Origin of the sequence: Pseudomonas sp. 8BK (assembly GCF_902506475.1) — a bacterium.
In the GTDB taxonomy this organism is placed as follows: domain Bacteria; phylum Pseudomonadota; class Gammaproteobacteria; order Pseudomonadales; family Pseudomonadaceae; genus Aquipseudomonas; species Aquipseudomonas anguilliseptica.
Genome location: NZ_LR733252.1, coordinates 2762699 through 2777023, shown reverse-complemented (window position 1 = coordinate 2777023; position 14325 = coordinate 2762699). Strand labels below are relative to the sequence as shown.

General features: G+C 52.5%; 13 protein-coding genes and 2 pseudogenes. 7 read left to right on the top strand and 8 right to left on the bottom strand.

The window, feature by feature from the left end; all coding sequences use genetic code 11:
* Positions 1–58 precede the first annotated feature (58 nt).
* A complete protein-coding gene (locus ACIN8IBEIGE_RS12825; RefSeq protein ID WP_160014963.1) occupies positions 59–676 on the top strand; it encodes a tRNA-uridine aminocarboxypropyltransferase in 618 nt (205 codons plus the stop codon).
* A 185-nt stretch (positions 677–861) separates the two neighbouring features.
* Here the strand turns inward: ACIN8IBEIGE_RS12825 and ACIN8IBEIGE_RS12820 are convergent, their stop codons facing one another.
* The gene (locus ACIN8IBEIGE_RS12820) at positions 862–2307 is read right to left on the bottom strand and encodes a cytidine deaminase (protein WP_256665149.1); all 1446 of its coding nucleotides are present in this window, start codon (positions 2305–2307) and stop codon (positions 862–864) included.
* A gap of 81 nt (positions 2308–2388) precedes the next feature.
* Here ACIN8IBEIGE_RS12820 and ACIN8IBEIGE_RS21220 point away from each other — a divergent pair.
* Together ACIN8IBEIGE_RS21220 and ACIN8IBEIGE_RS12815 are read left to right on the top strand one after the other, a co-directional pair.
* A pseudogene (locus ACIN8IBEIGE_RS21220) lies at positions 2389–2490 on the top strand (FAD-dependent oxidoreductase); the annotation flags it as partial.
* 505 nt (positions 2491–2995) lie between these two features.
* On the top strand, positions 2996–3520 hold the full coding sequence (locus ACIN8IBEIGE_RS12815) for a hypothetical protein (protein ID WP_160014962.1): 525 nt from the start codon (positions 2996–2998) through the stop codon (positions 3518–3520).
* Positions 3521–3572: 52 nt separating this feature from the next.
* Here ACIN8IBEIGE_RS12815 and ACIN8IBEIGE_RS12810 read toward each other — a convergent pair whose 3' ends face one another.
* From ACIN8IBEIGE_RS12810 to ACIN8IBEIGE_RS12780, 7 genes and pseudogenes are all read right to left on the bottom strand, one after another.
* Positions 3573–4436 carry an SEC-C domain-containing protein gene (locus ACIN8IBEIGE_RS12810; RefSeq protein WP_160014961.1) on the bottom strand — a complete coding sequence of 288 codons (864 nt, stop codon included), beginning with the start codon at positions 4434–4436 and terminating at the stop codon, positions 3573–3575.
* Positions 4429–4911, bottom strand: coding sequence for a hypothetical protein (locus ACIN8IBEIGE_RS12805; protein WP_160014960.1), 483 nt, complete (start codon positions 4909–4911; stop codon positions 4429–4431). Before ACIN8IBEIGE_RS12805 ends, ACIN8IBEIGE_RS12810 begins: the two co-directional genes overlap by 8 nt.
* A 251-nt stretch (positions 4912–5162) precedes the next feature.
* A complete protein-coding gene (locus ACIN8IBEIGE_RS12800) occupies positions 5163–6095 on the bottom strand; it encodes a hypothetical protein (RefSeq protein ID WP_160014959.1) in 933 nt (310 codons plus the stop codon).
* Positions 6096–6126: 31 nt separating this feature from the next.
* The gene (locus tag ACIN8IBEIGE_RS12795; RefSeq protein WP_160014958.1) at positions 6127–7992 is read right to left on the bottom strand and encodes a hypothetical protein; all 1866 of its coding nucleotides are present in this window, start codon (positions 7990–7992) and stop codon (positions 6127–6129) included.
* 600 nt (positions 7993–8592) lie between these two features.
* A complete protein-coding gene (locus ACIN8IBEIGE_RS12790) occupies positions 8593–8793 on the bottom strand; it encodes a hypothetical protein (protein ID WP_160014957.1) in 201 nt (66 codons plus the stop codon).
* 239 nt (positions 8794–9032) lie between these two features.
* Positions 9033–9878 (bottom strand): annotated as a pseudogene (locus ACIN8IBEIGE_RS12785) (YifB family Mg chelatase-like AAA ATPase); the annotation flags it as partial.
* Positions 9879–9917: 39 nt separating this feature from the next.
* Positions 9918–10187, bottom strand: a complete 270-nt coding sequence (locus ACIN8IBEIGE_RS12780) for an accessory factor UbiK family protein (RefSeq protein ID WP_160014956.1) — start codon at positions 10185–10187, stop codon at positions 9918–9920.
* A gap of 427 nt (positions 10188–10614) precedes the next feature.
* On the opposite strand from ACIN8IBEIGE_RS12780, the gene glnK reads away from it, so the two are divergent.
* From glnK to sutA, 4 genes are all read left to right on the top strand, one after another.
* Positions 10615–10953 (top strand): P-II family nitrogen regulator, encoded by a 339-nt coding sequence (gene glnK, locus ACIN8IBEIGE_RS12775; protein WP_021700071.1) that lies wholly within the window; start codon positions 10615–10617, stop codon positions 10951–10953.
* A 36-nt stretch (positions 10954–10989) separates the two neighbouring features.
* On the top strand, positions 10990–12303 hold the full coding sequence (locus tag ACIN8IBEIGE_RS12770; RefSeq protein WP_160014955.1) for an ammonium transporter: 1314 nt from the start codon (positions 10990–10992) through the stop codon (positions 12301–12303).
* Positions 12304–12380: 77 nt separating this feature from the next.
* Positions 12381–13631 carry an ammonium transporter gene (locus ACIN8IBEIGE_RS12765; RefSeq protein ID WP_160014954.1) on the top strand — a complete coding sequence of 417 codons (1251 nt, stop codon included), beginning with the start codon at positions 12381–12383 and terminating at the stop codon, positions 13629–13631.
* Between the two features lie 328 nt (positions 13632–13959).
* A complete protein-coding gene (sutA, locus tag ACIN8IBEIGE_RS12760) occupies positions 13960–14289 on the top strand; it encodes a transcriptional regulator SutA (RefSeq protein WP_160014953.1) in 330 nt (109 codons plus the stop codon).
* Positions 14290–14325: the final 36 nt, after the last annotated feature.

Below are 14325 nucleotides of genomic sequence, written 5' to 3'. Positions count from 1 at the left end.
TCTTAGGTGGGCCGGTTTTCTATCTGGTATGGCAAACTGCGCGGCTGAGGAGATACCGATGCCCCGCCCGCAATGCCCACGTTGTACCCGCCCAACCGAGCGCTGTTTATGTGCGCTTATTCCCTGCCTGAGGAGCCGTACTCGGGTGTTGATCCTGCAGCATCCGAGCGAGGTCAAGCATGCGCTGAATACCGCCCGCCTAGCAGCTCTTGGCTTGAGCAATGCTGAGTTGCTGGTGGGCGAGGTCTTCGAGCCGCTTGCGGCGCTGTTACAGCAGCCTAGCTATCGCGCGTGTTTGCTGTTCCCTGGCGAGCAGGCGCAAGCGTTGCTGCAGTTTGCTGAACAGCACAGTGAGCAGCCGCTGTTATTGGTGGTGCCCGACGGTACCTGGCGCAAAGCGCGCAAGCTGTTGCACCTCAATCCGTTGTTGGCGGCTTTGCCCAGAGTTGTGCTGCCGGAGGGGTTGCAGTCGCGTTATCGCTTGCGCAAAGCGCCGATGCCGGGTGCCTTATCGACCATCGAAGCGATTGTTACTGCACTGAATACTGTCGAGGCACCAGTTTGCTTCAATGCGCTGCTCAAGCCCTTTGAGGCATTGATTGAGGGGCAGATCGAGGCGATGGGAGAGCAGACTTTCCTGCGCAATCACGGCAAGCCGGGTGTTGTGGCTCAATGATTCTGGACACCCCGATAGGGCGTTAAGCTTCGCCCAGCAATGAGGTGTTTACGTGACCAGAAGATCATTCAGTACAGATTTCAAACTCGAAGCAGCAGGCCTGGTTTTGGCGTTACCTGACGGACTACTACAACCATCAACGGCCACACAGCTACAACGGGTACAAAACGCCAGTGGAAGCCGAATCACTGGCCGGATAAACCTAAACCAGTGTCCAGAATTCGTTGACCACAACAATCAGTAGCCCCTGCGTTGAGTAGCGCGTGCATTTCTGCATGAACCGCCCGCGAGAATTCGATGAGGCTCTTAAGCTGAGATTGTTTTCGAATAACGCTAAAAGCCGTTTGTTTCTTGTCCTCAGCGATAAGACCCTCCTTGATCAGAAGGTCCACTATCACGCCCGAGAGGAGCTTCTTTTCTTGGTCATTTGAACAAAGACCGCCATTGAGGTTCCAGCACCTGCGATCCTCATCAGGAGAGCTACCGTAAGCCTCCGTCTGATACAGGCCACCGAAGGCCTTTGGTACATCGTTCCAGCCGGTCGCGAGTATCTCCCCTTCCGAGCTGGTGATGGCGGCTCCCACCTGCCGTGATAGACACGCTGAATTGCGAGCAGCTGAGAAAGCAGCGTACATGGCCCGTTCGTTCAGCGTCGGCGTGGCAATCATCGTTCCTAACATCAGATCGAGAAAGCGTCGGACCCGCCCTTTTCGGTGGGTATCCGTGGTTTTCTCTACTCGCAAGAAGAAGTCTGCCTGGGGGAAGGTATCCTCGACCCGCTGACCGTAATCGACCTCCTCACCGGAGTCCCGATCAATTAGATCGTGAATCTGGTCTTCCTTCCCCTTGATACGTTCTAGTCGTGCTACCCGGAGCTCAATCGGCGAGTAAACGCCAACAACGTGCAACATGTCTCCATAGACGGAGCGCAGCAGACGAAGCTCATCAATGTGCTTAACCGAGTCGATGATGTGGCAATAGCGGGGAGTGACCTTTGGGACAACCGCTCCTTCAGTCGAGTCAAAGAGATCCGGTTCTCTGCGGTCTTCCGCCTGCTTTTGAGCGGCCTCACGCGCGAGGGTAATTTGCCGAATGGCAAAACGGGCAAGAATCTCATTGCCGTATTTTTGCCGCAGCTCATTCCCAGCGTTGATCAGTTTAAGGATTGATCGGTCTTCCGGCAGCTCTGAATGTGACCTGATCTCATCACTCAGCTTGATGATTTTGACTTCGTGATAGCCATAATCCGCGCTGGTGAGGAGTTCCTGAAATGTTTCAGCGACTTCATGCAGGGGCGTGCCCATCGGCCCACACAGCGCAATAACAATCTCTGGGGTGATCGTTCTGCCGATGGCTCCAACATCATCGAAGTGTCCACTGTCGTCGGTGTTAGCCGAAGGAACTAGCCGGAAATCTGGAGCTGCCATAGCCATCCCTGTCTGCTTGTGAGCTGAAGCCTGATAATCGCACAGTGCCATCGCTCCCGACAGCCCCACCCTTACGCGAATACTCGCCATGGGCGCCGGTAGATTGATTCGCAAAATGAGTGGTAATGGCCAATTTTTTAAGCGCCTGCTTCTCGCTGATCGCGCTCCTTCAAAGCGTGCTTCTCTCGGCCAATAATCGGACATTAATGAGCGCCACATCTTGGCATTTGGCAGCTGGTCATTCGATCATCCGGCTGTCGTACCATTCTCAGGTCGCCAGAGCGGATTGAAGGTGTAGACAATCGAGTCATTGTCATTGGCTCAGGCATAGTGGGCGCGTCCTTTGCGTATCACCTAGCTAGCAAAGGCACGAATGTCATGACGGTATAGGGTACTCGATAAGAGTTAGAAGGCTGCAGGTACATGGAGGTTATAGGTTTGAAAGAATATTTCTCTGAAATTTTATACGTGATAGCAATTTCCAAGAAAACGCAGTGGGCCATTCTTCTTGGCATTGTGTTTTTCATCGGTATAAATTTTCTTGGAAGCCACCTTACAAGTAACCTTCAATTCACTGGTCCACTCAAAGGGCTTGAAGATGTAGTTTCAGGTAAGCTACTTAAACGGTACGACAGAGTAGCGCTCTTCGCATTAATTTCATTCTGGGTAATAGCGTTTAAATGCTACCATCGCGATAAAAAGCGGTTGTGGTAGCCGTCTAACAATGCGCCATCTTCGTTCGCAAAGGCGGGCTAATGCCTGGCCCTTCGAGTATTGTTAATCCGCGAAGGTTAGTGCTGTTATTTTCCAGCTATGGTCTTTATAAAAGCCGATGACTTCTTGTGGTGGTGTCATTGTCTAGTTTAAATTGTTGTTGCACTTTGGGGTTGATATGCTGCAAGCACCAACTGATTCACTTTATAAATTTCTTGCTATCGCCGGACTATTGCTGATTGGATTGAGCGCGGCTTTAGGTTTTTCTCATACTTCAAGTTATCTCTCGCAAACATCTGCAGCTGGGAAAGCTTTGAATGAGATTGGAGCAGAGCTTATATTTTTGAAGCTTGAATTTGCGCCATATATTCGTGCCGCAAAAAATGTGCAACAAGGAATTCCCGTGGATGGTGAGCTACTTGAGTTGCCCGGTACTATTAAGTCAAAAGTCAACGAGCTGCAGCGGAAAATTGCAAATGGTCAGGTGTTAGTTGTAGATATAGGCATTGCAAAGCGAATTTGGTTGGGGGTCTTAATCGTTTGTGGGTTTCTTTTTTTATTTGGATTTGCGCTTTCGGCTATAGGTTTCAGGCTCTGGTACCTTCGCATTCAGAGATACTTGGATATTGATATAAAAAATCAGAGTGAGAAAAACTCGCGTAAGCCCTACTCATTAAACACTAGGCGCAGGCGTGCGCGTTGATTGCAGATCACGAGTGGTAGTCTGGAAGGATGGGTGGATACTAGTGAAGTATTTATGAGAGCAGCTGATTAGCTGTACGAGTGGTTCCCATTACATCGACATGATCTTTTGAAACAATGCGGGTATTAATGCAGCATTTCTTGAATTTTATACCGCTGCCACAGAAGCAAATTTCATTTCTATCTTTATGCTGATAATTCGGATTAGGAATGAGGCGCTTTGAGAAGATCAATTTGGAAAAGCCAATTATATTGCATGTTTTGTTATCAATGAGTTCTCCTATGTAGTTGATAATGGAGAATCCTGGGTCGCTATCGTCTAGTGTGATCACGCACCGTTTATCTCTTGGGTTTTTTACCAGCGCTACATGGTCAAGCCTTGTTACTTCCTTGGCAATGGCTACTGCCATTTCTCCGCCATATAGTTGGCCCTGCATATGCGGGCAGTCAAAACTATCAATGTTTTTTCCGCAAACGCTGCATTCAAAATGGTCAACAATTGCTCCAATAGATGCGAATATTTTATATGGGTATGCTTGCTCAAGTTGGAGTAATTGCTCCTCAAGTTGCTCAATAGTTATCTTGGAAAATCGTTTAATATTTCTCAGGTTACTTAGGCAGTCTTGTAAATTCACCCAGGATTGAGAGAACCTCCCCGAGGTTATTGCGAGCCAGAGTTGACAGTAGTCCTCAAACAATTCAATAAACCGATCAAGCACCCAAAGTGCGTTCAAATAATCTTCTTCTTTGTCTTCGTGCTTGTAGCGCGCTTCGCTGATGTGGTTTTTTGCGGAAAGCAATGATGTAATTGCTGACTCGAACTCCAATGCATTAATATCGACCACGGCTTGCGTGGTTATATTTTTAATGTGTAGAAAAATCTCATTTATATGTGGGTGCGTAAATAATTTACTCACGGAAAAACTCGTTTGCATCAAAGCGTTTGATAGCGGATTTCAGTGATTCATGGTCGCCTTCGAAAGTGAAACGCTTTATTTTTCCGGAGTGATTATCTTGAAATTCCGCACTAAAGTGAACGCGCGGCGACTCACCTTTAAGACTGCCTTTCATTCGATCGTACAAATAGCTGGCTATGAGATTTAGATATACAGGAAATGCAACATCGCTGGCTAAAAAAGCCAGCGGAATCCAAATATCGGCAGAGTGGAGAATGAGTCGGGGCGAGTCTTCAACCGCCACTTGTAGGTTCTGGTGATTTAACCTTAGCCATTTCGCAAATTGGAGACCATCTGCCTTGACTGTCTTGAGGCCTGCCTCTGAAGAGGGTTCCTCAAGAAAGGCTATTCCCATTGGATATTTTTGTGCCGTAGCGTTGAATGGCGCGTCATCGATTACGTCTGTGAGCTGAAAAGATTTGTCAGTTGCGTTCATTCGAAAATCTAACTCTTTAAAGTGGATATACCATGTAAACGCTTTGATATGCTCTTGGGTTTCTTAGGCGATGTTGTATTAAATTAGAGCTCGTGGAGGTCGTTAATATAATTTTTGAGGTGCTGCCCATGTATCAGAGCTGTTATTTAATTTCGCTATTTGTTGGTTTGACTCATGCTAGCGCGAGTCAAGCATGCGAGGAGTTAGATATGACATCAAGCCTTGGTTGTATTAGTCTAGTTGGACTAGAACTATCGCCCAAATCTCAGCTCGGAGGAGGGTTTCCTCTCTTCAGCATCAAGCTGATCAGCAGCTTCGGTGCTTTCCCTCCAGATGAAGGCCTCAATAGTTGGTACCAGCTCTTTTCGTCGTTCTTCAATAAGGTTTATTGAGTTCTCAGAAGCAGGTCTTTGCTCAAAATAATGCGCAAACTGAATGAGATCGGAGAGATCTGCGACAGGCCAATAAAATCCATCAGCGCTTGCAATCACTGCTTTCATCGGGTGCCCGTTACCACCCTCATCATCATGAGCTTTACAAAGAGCCCACAAATAGGCGGCCATATCTTCTAACAATAATCCGCTATTAGAGCTCCACAGTAGTCCACGCACAGTAGTTGGTTCCACGACGTAAAAATCGGGGTCAGCTTCTTGTCGTAGTGGCCCAGTTAGTGCGTCGTAATATGGTTGCGCTTCTAAGATAGTCTCATGAACCGGCATGAAACCATTATCTGGAGCTTTCCGCCCTTTGGGAAATGTCGGGTAAACAACAAAATGGCCATTGCGTGAAAGCTCTATGAAAGGTAGGTCGAACTGTGGATCAATGAATTTCATAAAATCCAGGATGAATTTTCCTTTCTCAGTCGCTAATTTTGCTTTTTCTGATTTGAACTCAAGTAGGAAAAAGCGTGCCCCATTCGACGTTAGAACATCCCCGCTTGCAGATTCGGCTCTTCCATCAAGCTTGGCTAGGAGAGGCGGAGGGCTGGTGAGAAGATCGGCACCTCGCTGGTTTTCGGGAAGGCTTGCGAGTCCCTGGCTTTTTTGCGTCAGTAACTGCACAGCTTTTGCCATAACAGCATGCTGTTTGACCATCCACTGAAGGTCTCTGAACGCTAAAATCAACGCGTCCTCCCAAGGAGCTGAATTTGCACTTTCGCTATTTTGTTTACTTTTTTTCTGCACTAGGGCTCTCACATATTCTACGATCGTAAATTCAGAATTCGCTAACCAGTATAGGAAGATTCTCTATTATGCGGCTATATATTATGTCGCTCCAAAAACGAGTATCTGGGTTTTGTTCTGGCGTTATGTGAGATAAATTATTATCTGAATGCTTGGAAGTTGAAGGGTGTCTAATACGGTACGTGCAGATTTTACTGAATAATATTTTTGCGCGCTTGCGATGATTATCCTTCCATTCATTTTCAGGTTCAGGCCAGCGGTTCTTTACTGTTGTTAATATTAAAAGTTCGTTGAATAATTGGTCGTCAAGGCTGGTAAAGTCATGTCTATGTAGCAGCAGAGTGCATTGTCCCGATGCGCCAGACTTTAATTCCATTTCTAGCAAATAGGCGAATTTTGACTCGTCGCTTGTAACTATTTCGGTCCACACTATTTTGCGGGGGCGTTTATTACCATCCGGGCTTATTATCTTATGCCATGTATATCTTTTCCCCACTCTTTCGGGAAATGTAGTAATAAGATCATCTCCTGTGCTTGTAACCCCGTTCCGTTTGCGTGTGCGTATTGTCCAGTTATGATTAATTGCCTTTTCACGAAGGTGCGCTAGCATTTCAATAAAGAGCGAAAGCTCTCTATCTAAGTGGTAGTCTTGGTTCTGGAATGCACTTATGCCTAAGATGCCATGTGTGCTTTCAGCGTAACTACCATCCTCTCGTGTCAGGGCGCTAACGGTGACATCAATTTTAAACCCTGACTGAGAGATGTTCTGGACAGTCGGTGGTCGTCTGTGTTCAAACACAAGTCCTTCGAATGCGCTGAATTGGTTGGTGTAGCTGAGAGACACAAGACGGTTAAGGCGTTGATCTGCTGGCTCATCGTTGAACTCGTATTCACTATCCTCGTCAGTTAAGGGGTTAAAGTGTGGTGGATTTATAGCGCTAGCGGGGCTATTAACCTGCTTGCTTGATAAGAAAGCCTCATCTTTTCTCAATACAACTCTGGAGAAGTCTCTGGGCCGTGCGCAATGATTGATTTCCATTGCAAAAAGTGCCCATTGCTCAGAGGCTCCTGCTTTTGTTAAAAGCATTTTTTTTCCGGAGACCTTGAGTTGAGTTATGCCTGTGAACGGAAAGCTCGCTTCAATTATAAGTGGGGACTTATTGTGCTCGCTGAGTGTTGCATTGTTTATGTTTGTCTTTGATAAATGCTTGTGCGGCCCTAGGAGTGAGTCCATAGCCGTAGGTGACCAATAAGCGCGTGCTAAAATTGAAGCTTCTTGGTGATTAATATCTTTCCGTATATACAAAACTGGTTGGCCTTCTTCTTTTTCGCAATTCTCCCAGTCGACGTAGTCATCAAAGAGACCTTGCAAGCTGCAGGAAATAAATCGTGCAGAGGCTCCAGTATAAAATCTGAAAAGCTCAGAGGCTGGTATCACAAGCCATTGAATTCGAGGATTCTCGAGTACTCGGACAATTACATATGAAGAAGATGCAAGCGCTGAGCGGTTTTGCCCCATGTCGAAATATGCTGTCGGTAGTACAGAGGGTGCCCACTGATCAGCTAATCTGACTGCGTGCATCAGTGGAACAGACCGTGCGCTGCTTGTGTCAATTGCGACAGTTACAGGAGCCTCTCTTGGGCCGGAAACACAGAGTCCATTTTCCCAGAGAGAGCCGACCTTAAACTCCTGAAGCCAGGAGGTATGAACCGATAGGCTATGTGTTGATCCATTCCGAGAGCTTGAAGCGTAGGGTTTACTTAAACCTATGTCAGTTAGGCCAGAGAAAAAGACGGTTGCTCTATTCCCTAACTGAGCATGCCCATCAATTGGCCCTATGCCATCGACGCGCCACAGTCCTGGTTCTTTCGCTAGCCCTGCGTGAGGTTGCTCCATCGCGTATCTTCACTATTTCGCAAGTGAGGATATTCGCGTTTTGGTTAGATCATTTGCAAATATTTTTGTGCCTTTCAGCGAGAACCCTACGCATGAAAACCATGCTGGTAGTGATGCGAGCGCTGGGAGTTGATTTGACCGCCCGCATGCGCAATAAAACCCCGCCCAGTTGAAGTAAACCCTAACTAGGCGTCTGGGTGGCACCCTGCGCAATGTCCGGATAGGGCAGATCCCGGTATTTTCTGACGTTTCGCCAGCAACCCTATGACCTCAACCTGTCAGGTCGCAGGCTTGGCGTACGTTTTTTCCGTTTTCTCTATCGTCCCCTCGAAGAGGGGCAGCAGATCCACCCACTTACCAGGGAGTGCCACACAAGCGGCCGTAGTAGACGTTGTACTGCCGGCGTAGATACGAATGCACAGAGGCTCTAGCTCGAGCGTTCCCTGGATTTTTCATACACCAGAAACGAAAAAACCGGCGCTCGGCCGGCTTTTTCCCCCTCCAACCAGATGGTCAAGCCACGCCGGTCGTGAGGGTTAGTTGTTGAGCGCAGTATTTCGCAACGTAAGTCGCGATACAAGAGGTTGCGTAAAACAGCCGTTAACTGGAGAGATCCGCCTGCCGCTTCTCTTCCTTGCGTATCTCTTCCTGGAACGCCTGATCCAGCAGGCTCGGACGCTTTTTCCAAGGCTTTCGATCTGGCCCAGGCTGAGTTGCATAGGTCATGACTTCACCGCCATAAACTGCCTCAAAACGTTGTTTCTGGCGCTCAAGCTCAGCGCGTAGTTCGTCTTTCGTCATGCGTGTTCCGGGTCGATCTGACGATCTGAGATTGCCAAACCTGTGGCCCGCTGTAAAACCAATCAGCACCAGGTGATCGCTGGCGACTAAAAGGCCAACTCGCAGCGTGTGCCCTCGCTGCCTGATTAGAACCAATCTCGCCTGAGCTATCACGGTTAACACGTGAGAATGCGCTCGCGCAAATATCGTCAGAAACTCTCAGCTAATTATGTTTGTTCTCATTTAATTCTAGAACTTACACCTCCGCCAACCAGCGCCGGGCCGGATGCGCTGTGATGAGGCGTTCTAAAGGGCCTTTGCGGCCAGGCACATAGCGGCGTATGGCTGGCCACGGAATGAATGGCCGCCACCTCCAGTGCTTCGGCCTCATCCAGCGGTGGTAACAGCCCCGGCAGGCGACTGGCCAGTAGGGTTTTGCCGGTGCCGGGTGGCCCGGTAAACAGCAGGTTGTGCGAGCCGGCTGCTGCTACCAGCAGCGCGCGTTTGGCGGCGATCTGGCCCTGTACCTCGGCCAGATCGGGATAGGGCAGCACGTGGCGCAGCAAGCCCTGAGCCTGATAGGGCGCAATCGGCGTTTGGCCATTGAGGTGGGCGGCGACTTCCAGCAGGTGCTCGACGGCAATCACCGTCAGTCCGGACGCCAGGCTGGCCTCCTCGGCATTGGCCTTGGGCACTACTAAGGTGCGTCCGGCAGCGCGGGCGGCCAGGGCAGCGGGCAAGACGCCCTGTACTGGACGAATCGCCCCGGACAACGCCAGTTCACCCAGGCATTCCAGCGGCTCCAGTGCACTGCTTGGCACCTGGCCACTGGCGGCGAGAATGCCCAGGGCAATTGCCAGGTCGAAACGCCCGCCGTCTTTGGGTAAATCTGCAGGTGCCAGATTGAGGGTGATGCGCCTGGGGGGAAAATCGAATGCGCAGTTGAGGATGGCGCTGCGCACGCGGTCCTTGCTTTCCTTGACGGCGGTTTCCGGCAGGCCGACCAGGGCCAGTGAAGGCAGGCCATTGGCCAGGTGGGCTTCGACGGTGACGGCGGGGGCTTCAACTCCCACCTGGGCGCGGCTGTGGACTATGGCCAGGGACATCGATCACTCCTTGATCGGCTGATGCATCCGCTGCGGGCGTTACTCGTCGGTAGCTGGCGCGTCCGCGCTGCGCGCTTCCATCTCGGCGACCTTGGCTTCGAGGGCTTCCAGGCGCGCACGGGTGCGGGCTAGCACGACCATCTGGCTGTCGAATTCGTCGCGGCTGACCAAGTCGAGTTTGCTGAAGGCGCTTTGCAGCAGCACTTTGAACTGGGCTTCGAACTCGCCGCGCGGCAAGGGCGCGTCACCGTTGAACAGGCGCGAGGCATGGGTGGTCAGGGCATCTAGCAGGGCTTTAGGTGGCAGCATGGTGAGGTTCCGTTTACAGGTGGCGGCAGTGTAGCACGCAGCTTTATCTGGCTTGCTGGGCGGGTCCGGAACGGCGTTGGCAGGTTCTGCACAGTTTTCGCGCGCTGCTTGGCGGGCCGTTGCACCGTTGTTGTGCGCTGGCGGTTGGCTAGTACCGGGCTAGAACGCCCGTTTGCCGGGTAACTGCATGAAATGAATCGGGTTTAGCTGTTCTGGCAAGCTTTCTGCTTTGTCTCCTGCGACGCATGCACCGATGCAGTTCCGGTGCGTCAGGCGAAGCGGGGAAGTGTTTCGTCGGGAGCGGTTGGTGAGCATCGGTGCCGCTGGGTCAGGGCTGCGATGCATTACAAAAGCCAGGCACTGCGCTTAGACTTGGGCCGGGTTCGTAATTCCTGGGGCAAGTCCACCATACACGGGAGAGAGTTACATGAAGCTAGTCACTGCCATCATCAAGCCGTTCAAGCTGGACGACGTCCGTGAGTCACTGTCGGAGATCGGCGTGCAGGGCATCACTGTCACTGAAGTCAAAGGCTTCGGTCGCCAGAAGGGCCATACCGAGCTGTACCGCGGTGCTGAATACGTGGTCGATTTCTTGCCAAAAGTGAAAATCGACGTGGCCATCGCTGACGATCAACTCGATCGCGTGATCGAGGCCATCACCAAGGCTGCTAACACCGGCAAGATCGGTGACGGCAAGATTTTCGTTGTAAACCTGGAACAGGCGATCCGCATCCGTACCGGCGAAACCGGCACCGACGCAGTTTAAGCCTCCGAACGAACCCCACGCCCCAGGAGTTAAACCATGACTCTGCGAAAAATCGCAGGGCTAGGAGCCCTTTTGTCTCTCGTTCCTGGCTTTGCCATGGCCGAAGAGGCAAGCCTGAACAGCGGCGACACCGCTTGGATGTTGGTCGCCACTGTACTGGTGCTGTTTATGACCATCCCCGGTCTGGCGCTTTTCTACGCCGGCATGGTGCGTTCGAAGAACGTGCTGTCGGTGTTGATGCAGTGTTTTGCAGTAACCGGGTTGATCAGCATTCTGTGGGTCGTTTACGGCTACAGCCTGGCCTTTGATACCACTGGCATGGAGCAGGGAGTCGTCAACTTCAACTCCTTCGTCGGCGGTTTCTCCAAAGCCTTCCTATCTGGTTTGACCCTGGACAGCCTGGTGGCTGGGATTCCAGAGAGCGTGTTCATCACCTTTCAGATGACCTTCGCCATCATCACCCCGGCGCTGATCGTCGGTGCCTTTGCCGAACGCATGAAGTTCTCGGCCATGCTGATCTTTATGGCGGTGTGGTTCACCCTGGTTTATGCGCCTATCGCGCACATGGTCTGGGGCGGTAACGGGGCGCTGATGTGGGACTGGGGCGTGCTCGACTTCGCTGGCGGCACCGTGGTGCACATCAACGCCGGTATCGCCGGTCTGGTGGCCTGTCTGGTGCTGGGCAAGCGCAAGGGTTTCCCAACGACCGCGATGCCGCCGCACAACCTCGGCTACACCCTGATCGGCGCAAGCATGCTCTGGGTCGGCTGGTTCGGCTTCAACGCAGGTTCTGCGCTGGCAGCCAACGGCAGCGCCGGTATGGCCATGCTGGTCACCCAGATTGCCACCGCTACCGCGGCGCTGAGTTGGATGTTCGCCGAGTGGATCACTCACCGCAAACCAAGCGTTCTGGGCATTGCTTCGGGTGCTGTGGCGGGTCTGGTGGCGATCACCCCAGCGTCCGGTACGGCGGGGCCGATGGGCGCTCTGGCGATTGGTCTGGCAAGTGGGGCGATCTGCTTCTTCTGCGCCACCAGCCTGAAACGCAAGCTGGGTTATGACGATTCCCTCGACGTGTTCGGCGTGCATGCCGTGGGCGGCATTGTCGGCGCCATTCTCACCGGGGCGTTCGCCGCACCGGCCTTGGGTGGTTTCGGCACGGTGGAAGACATTCCGGCGCAGTTGTGGATCCAGTTCGAGGGGGTGGCCTTCACAGTGGTGTACACCGCGGTGGTGACCTTCGTGATTCTGAAAGTGATCGACCTAGTAATGGGCCTGCGTGTCAGCGAAGAGGAAGAGACCATCGGTCTCGATCTCGCCCTGCATAACGAGCGCGGCTACAACCTGTAAGCACACGGAGCGCGTCCGGAGCCAACCCGGACGTCTTAACCGAATAGCGCTAAAAAGCGCACGGCAAGAGGTGAACCATGGACAACACAGCATTGACTGCATTGCAGTACGGTTTTGATACCTTCTACTTTTTGGTTTGCGGCGCCCTGGTAATGTGGATGGCAGCGGGTTTTGCCATGCTCGAATCCGGTCTGGTGCGAGCCAAGAACACCACTGAAATTCTCACCAAGAACATCGCCCTGTATGCAGTGGCGAGCATCATGTACCTGGTGATCGGCTACCACATCATGTACTCCAGCCCGGAAGGCGGCATCCTGCCAAGCCTGGGTTTCCTGCTGGGTGAAGAGAACAGCGTTGAGTCGGTTCTCGCCGGCGGTGACGATGCCCCTTACTACTCGGCGCGTTCGGACTTCTTCTTTCAGGTGGTGTTTGCCGCGACCTGCATGTCGATCGTTTCCGGTGCCGTTGCTGAGCGCATGAAGCTGTTTGCCTTCCTGGCTTTCGCCGTGGTCATGACTGGTTTCATCTACCCGGTACAGGGCTTCTGGAAATGGGGTTCGGGCTTCCTTAACGAAGCGGGCTTCCTCGACTTCGCCGGTTCTGGCGTGGTGCACATGGCTGGTGCTACTGCTGCTCTGGCTGGCGTACTGCTGCTCGGCGCACGTAAAGGCAAGTACGGCCCGAATGGCCAGGTCAACGCCATTCCGGGTGCCAACCTGCCGATGGCAGCGCTGGGTACCTTCATCCTGTGGATGGGCTGGTTCGGTTTCAACGGTGGCTCGCAGCTGAAGATGAGCACCATCGAAGACGCCAACGCCGTAGCCAACGTGTTTGTTAACACCAACATGGCGGCTGCCGGTGGCCTGATCGCCGCGCTGATCGTGGCGCGTATCCTGTTCGGCAAGGCTGACCTGACCATGGCCCTCAACGGTGCCCTGGCTGGCCTGGTGGCCATCACTGCCGAGCCGCTGACCCCGACTGCCCTGCAAGCCACCCTGATCGGTGGCGTGGGTGGCGTGCTGGTGGTGTTCTCGATCCTTGGCCTGGACAAGCTCAAGCTCGACGATCCAGTCGGTGCCATCTCCGTTCACGGCGTGGTCGGTATCTGGGGCCTGCTGGCTGTCTGCCTGACCAATAGCGACGCCAGCCTGGGCGCGCAGCTGCTGGGTATCGGCGCGATCTTCGCCTGGGTCTTTGTGGCCAGCCTGATCGTCTGGTCCATCATCAAGCTGGTGATCGGCCTGCGTGTCAGCGAGGAAGAAGAGTACGAAGGTGTGGATATCGCCGAATGCGGTATGGAAGCCTATCCGGAATTCACCAAGCGTTGATTTCCTAGGGTTTCAACAAGGGCGCCTCAGGGCGCCCTTTTTTATAGCCTGCCATCCCTGGCGGCCACCCTCCGGGCCGTCGCTGCGCGACGTTAAAAATTGCTCCAGGCAATTTTTTCTGAATGCCCATTAAAGGTTGTGGTTTTCAGCATTTGCGCGGTTGTGATGGAGCGGCAACAGACCCTAGAATGCGCGCCGTTGAGCGCAGTTCGCCGATGCGCAACGCTCAGCCCAAGGCAAGGCCACTGGAATTTTTATCAGCGACGTTAGAAAGCTGACGCAGCTGGGCTATAACTACTCTGCTTTTCGCAAGTCATGAGGTTGGAACATGAGCGACGAAGATCTGGAACACGACGAATTAGAAGGCGCTGACGAAGACGAAGGCGAGGAGCTGGCTGCCGCCGATGATGGCGATAGCAGCGATGATGGCGACGGTGACGACGAAGTCGTACCCGCCAGCAAAGGCAAAAAAGCCAAAGCCGCCGTCGACGTAGAAGAACTGCCGAGCATCGAAGCCAAGCAGAAAGAGCGTGACGCGCTGGCCCGCGCCATGGAAGAGTTCCTCTCCCGTGGTGGCAAGGTGCAGGAAGTCGAGCCGAATGTGGTTTCCGACCCGCCCAAAAAACCGGACAGCAAATACGGCAGCCGCCCTATCTAAGGGCCCATTATGATCTGCTGCGCGTCGGCCCTGCGG

Bases quoted from the DNA above. Each gene is read 5' to 3' on its own strand.
- ACIN8IBEIGE_RS12825 (WP_160014963.1), top strand. From the start codon at position 59: ATGCCCCGCCCGCAATGCCCACGTTGTACCCGCCCAACCGAGCGCTGT.
- ACIN8IBEIGE_RS12820 (WP_256665149.1), bottom strand. From the start codon at position 2,307: ATGTCCGATTATTGGCCGAGAGAAGCACGCTTTGAAGGAGCGCGATCA.
- ACIN8IBEIGE_RS12815 (WP_160014962.1), top strand. From the start codon at position 2,996: ATGCTGCAAGCACCAACTGATTCACTTTATAAATTTCTTGCTATCGCC.
- ACIN8IBEIGE_RS12805 (WP_160014960.1), bottom strand. From the start codon at position 4,911: ATGAACGCAACTGACAAATCTTTTCAGCTCACAGACGTAATCGATGAC.
- ACIN8IBEIGE_RS12795 (WP_160014958.1), bottom strand. From the start codon at position 7,992: ATGGAGCAACCTCACGCAGGGCTAGCGAAAGAACCAGGACTGTGGCGC.
- ACIN8IBEIGE_RS12790 (WP_160014957.1), bottom strand. From the start codon at position 8,793: ATGACGAAAGACGAACTACGCGCTGAGCTTGAGCGCCAGAAACAACGT.
- ACIN8IBEIGE_RS12780 (WP_160014956.1), bottom strand. From the start codon at position 10,187: ATGCTGCCACCTAAAGCCCTGCTAGATGCCCTGACCACCCATGCCTCG.
- glnK (WP_021700071.1), top strand. From the start codon at position 10,615: ATGAAGCTAGTCACTGCCATCATCAAGCCGTTCAAGCTGGACGACGTC.
- ACIN8IBEIGE_RS12770 (WP_160014955.1), top strand. From the start codon at position 10,990: ATGACTCTGCGAAAAATCGCAGGGCTAGGAGCCCTTTTGTCTCTCGTT.
- ACIN8IBEIGE_RS12765 (WP_160014954.1), top strand. From the start codon at position 12,381: ATGGACAACACAGCATTGACTGCATTGCAGTACGGTTTTGATACCTTC.
- sutA (WP_160014953.1), top strand. From the start codon at position 13,960: ATGAGCGACGAAGATCTGGAACACGACGAATTAGAAGGCGCTGACGAA.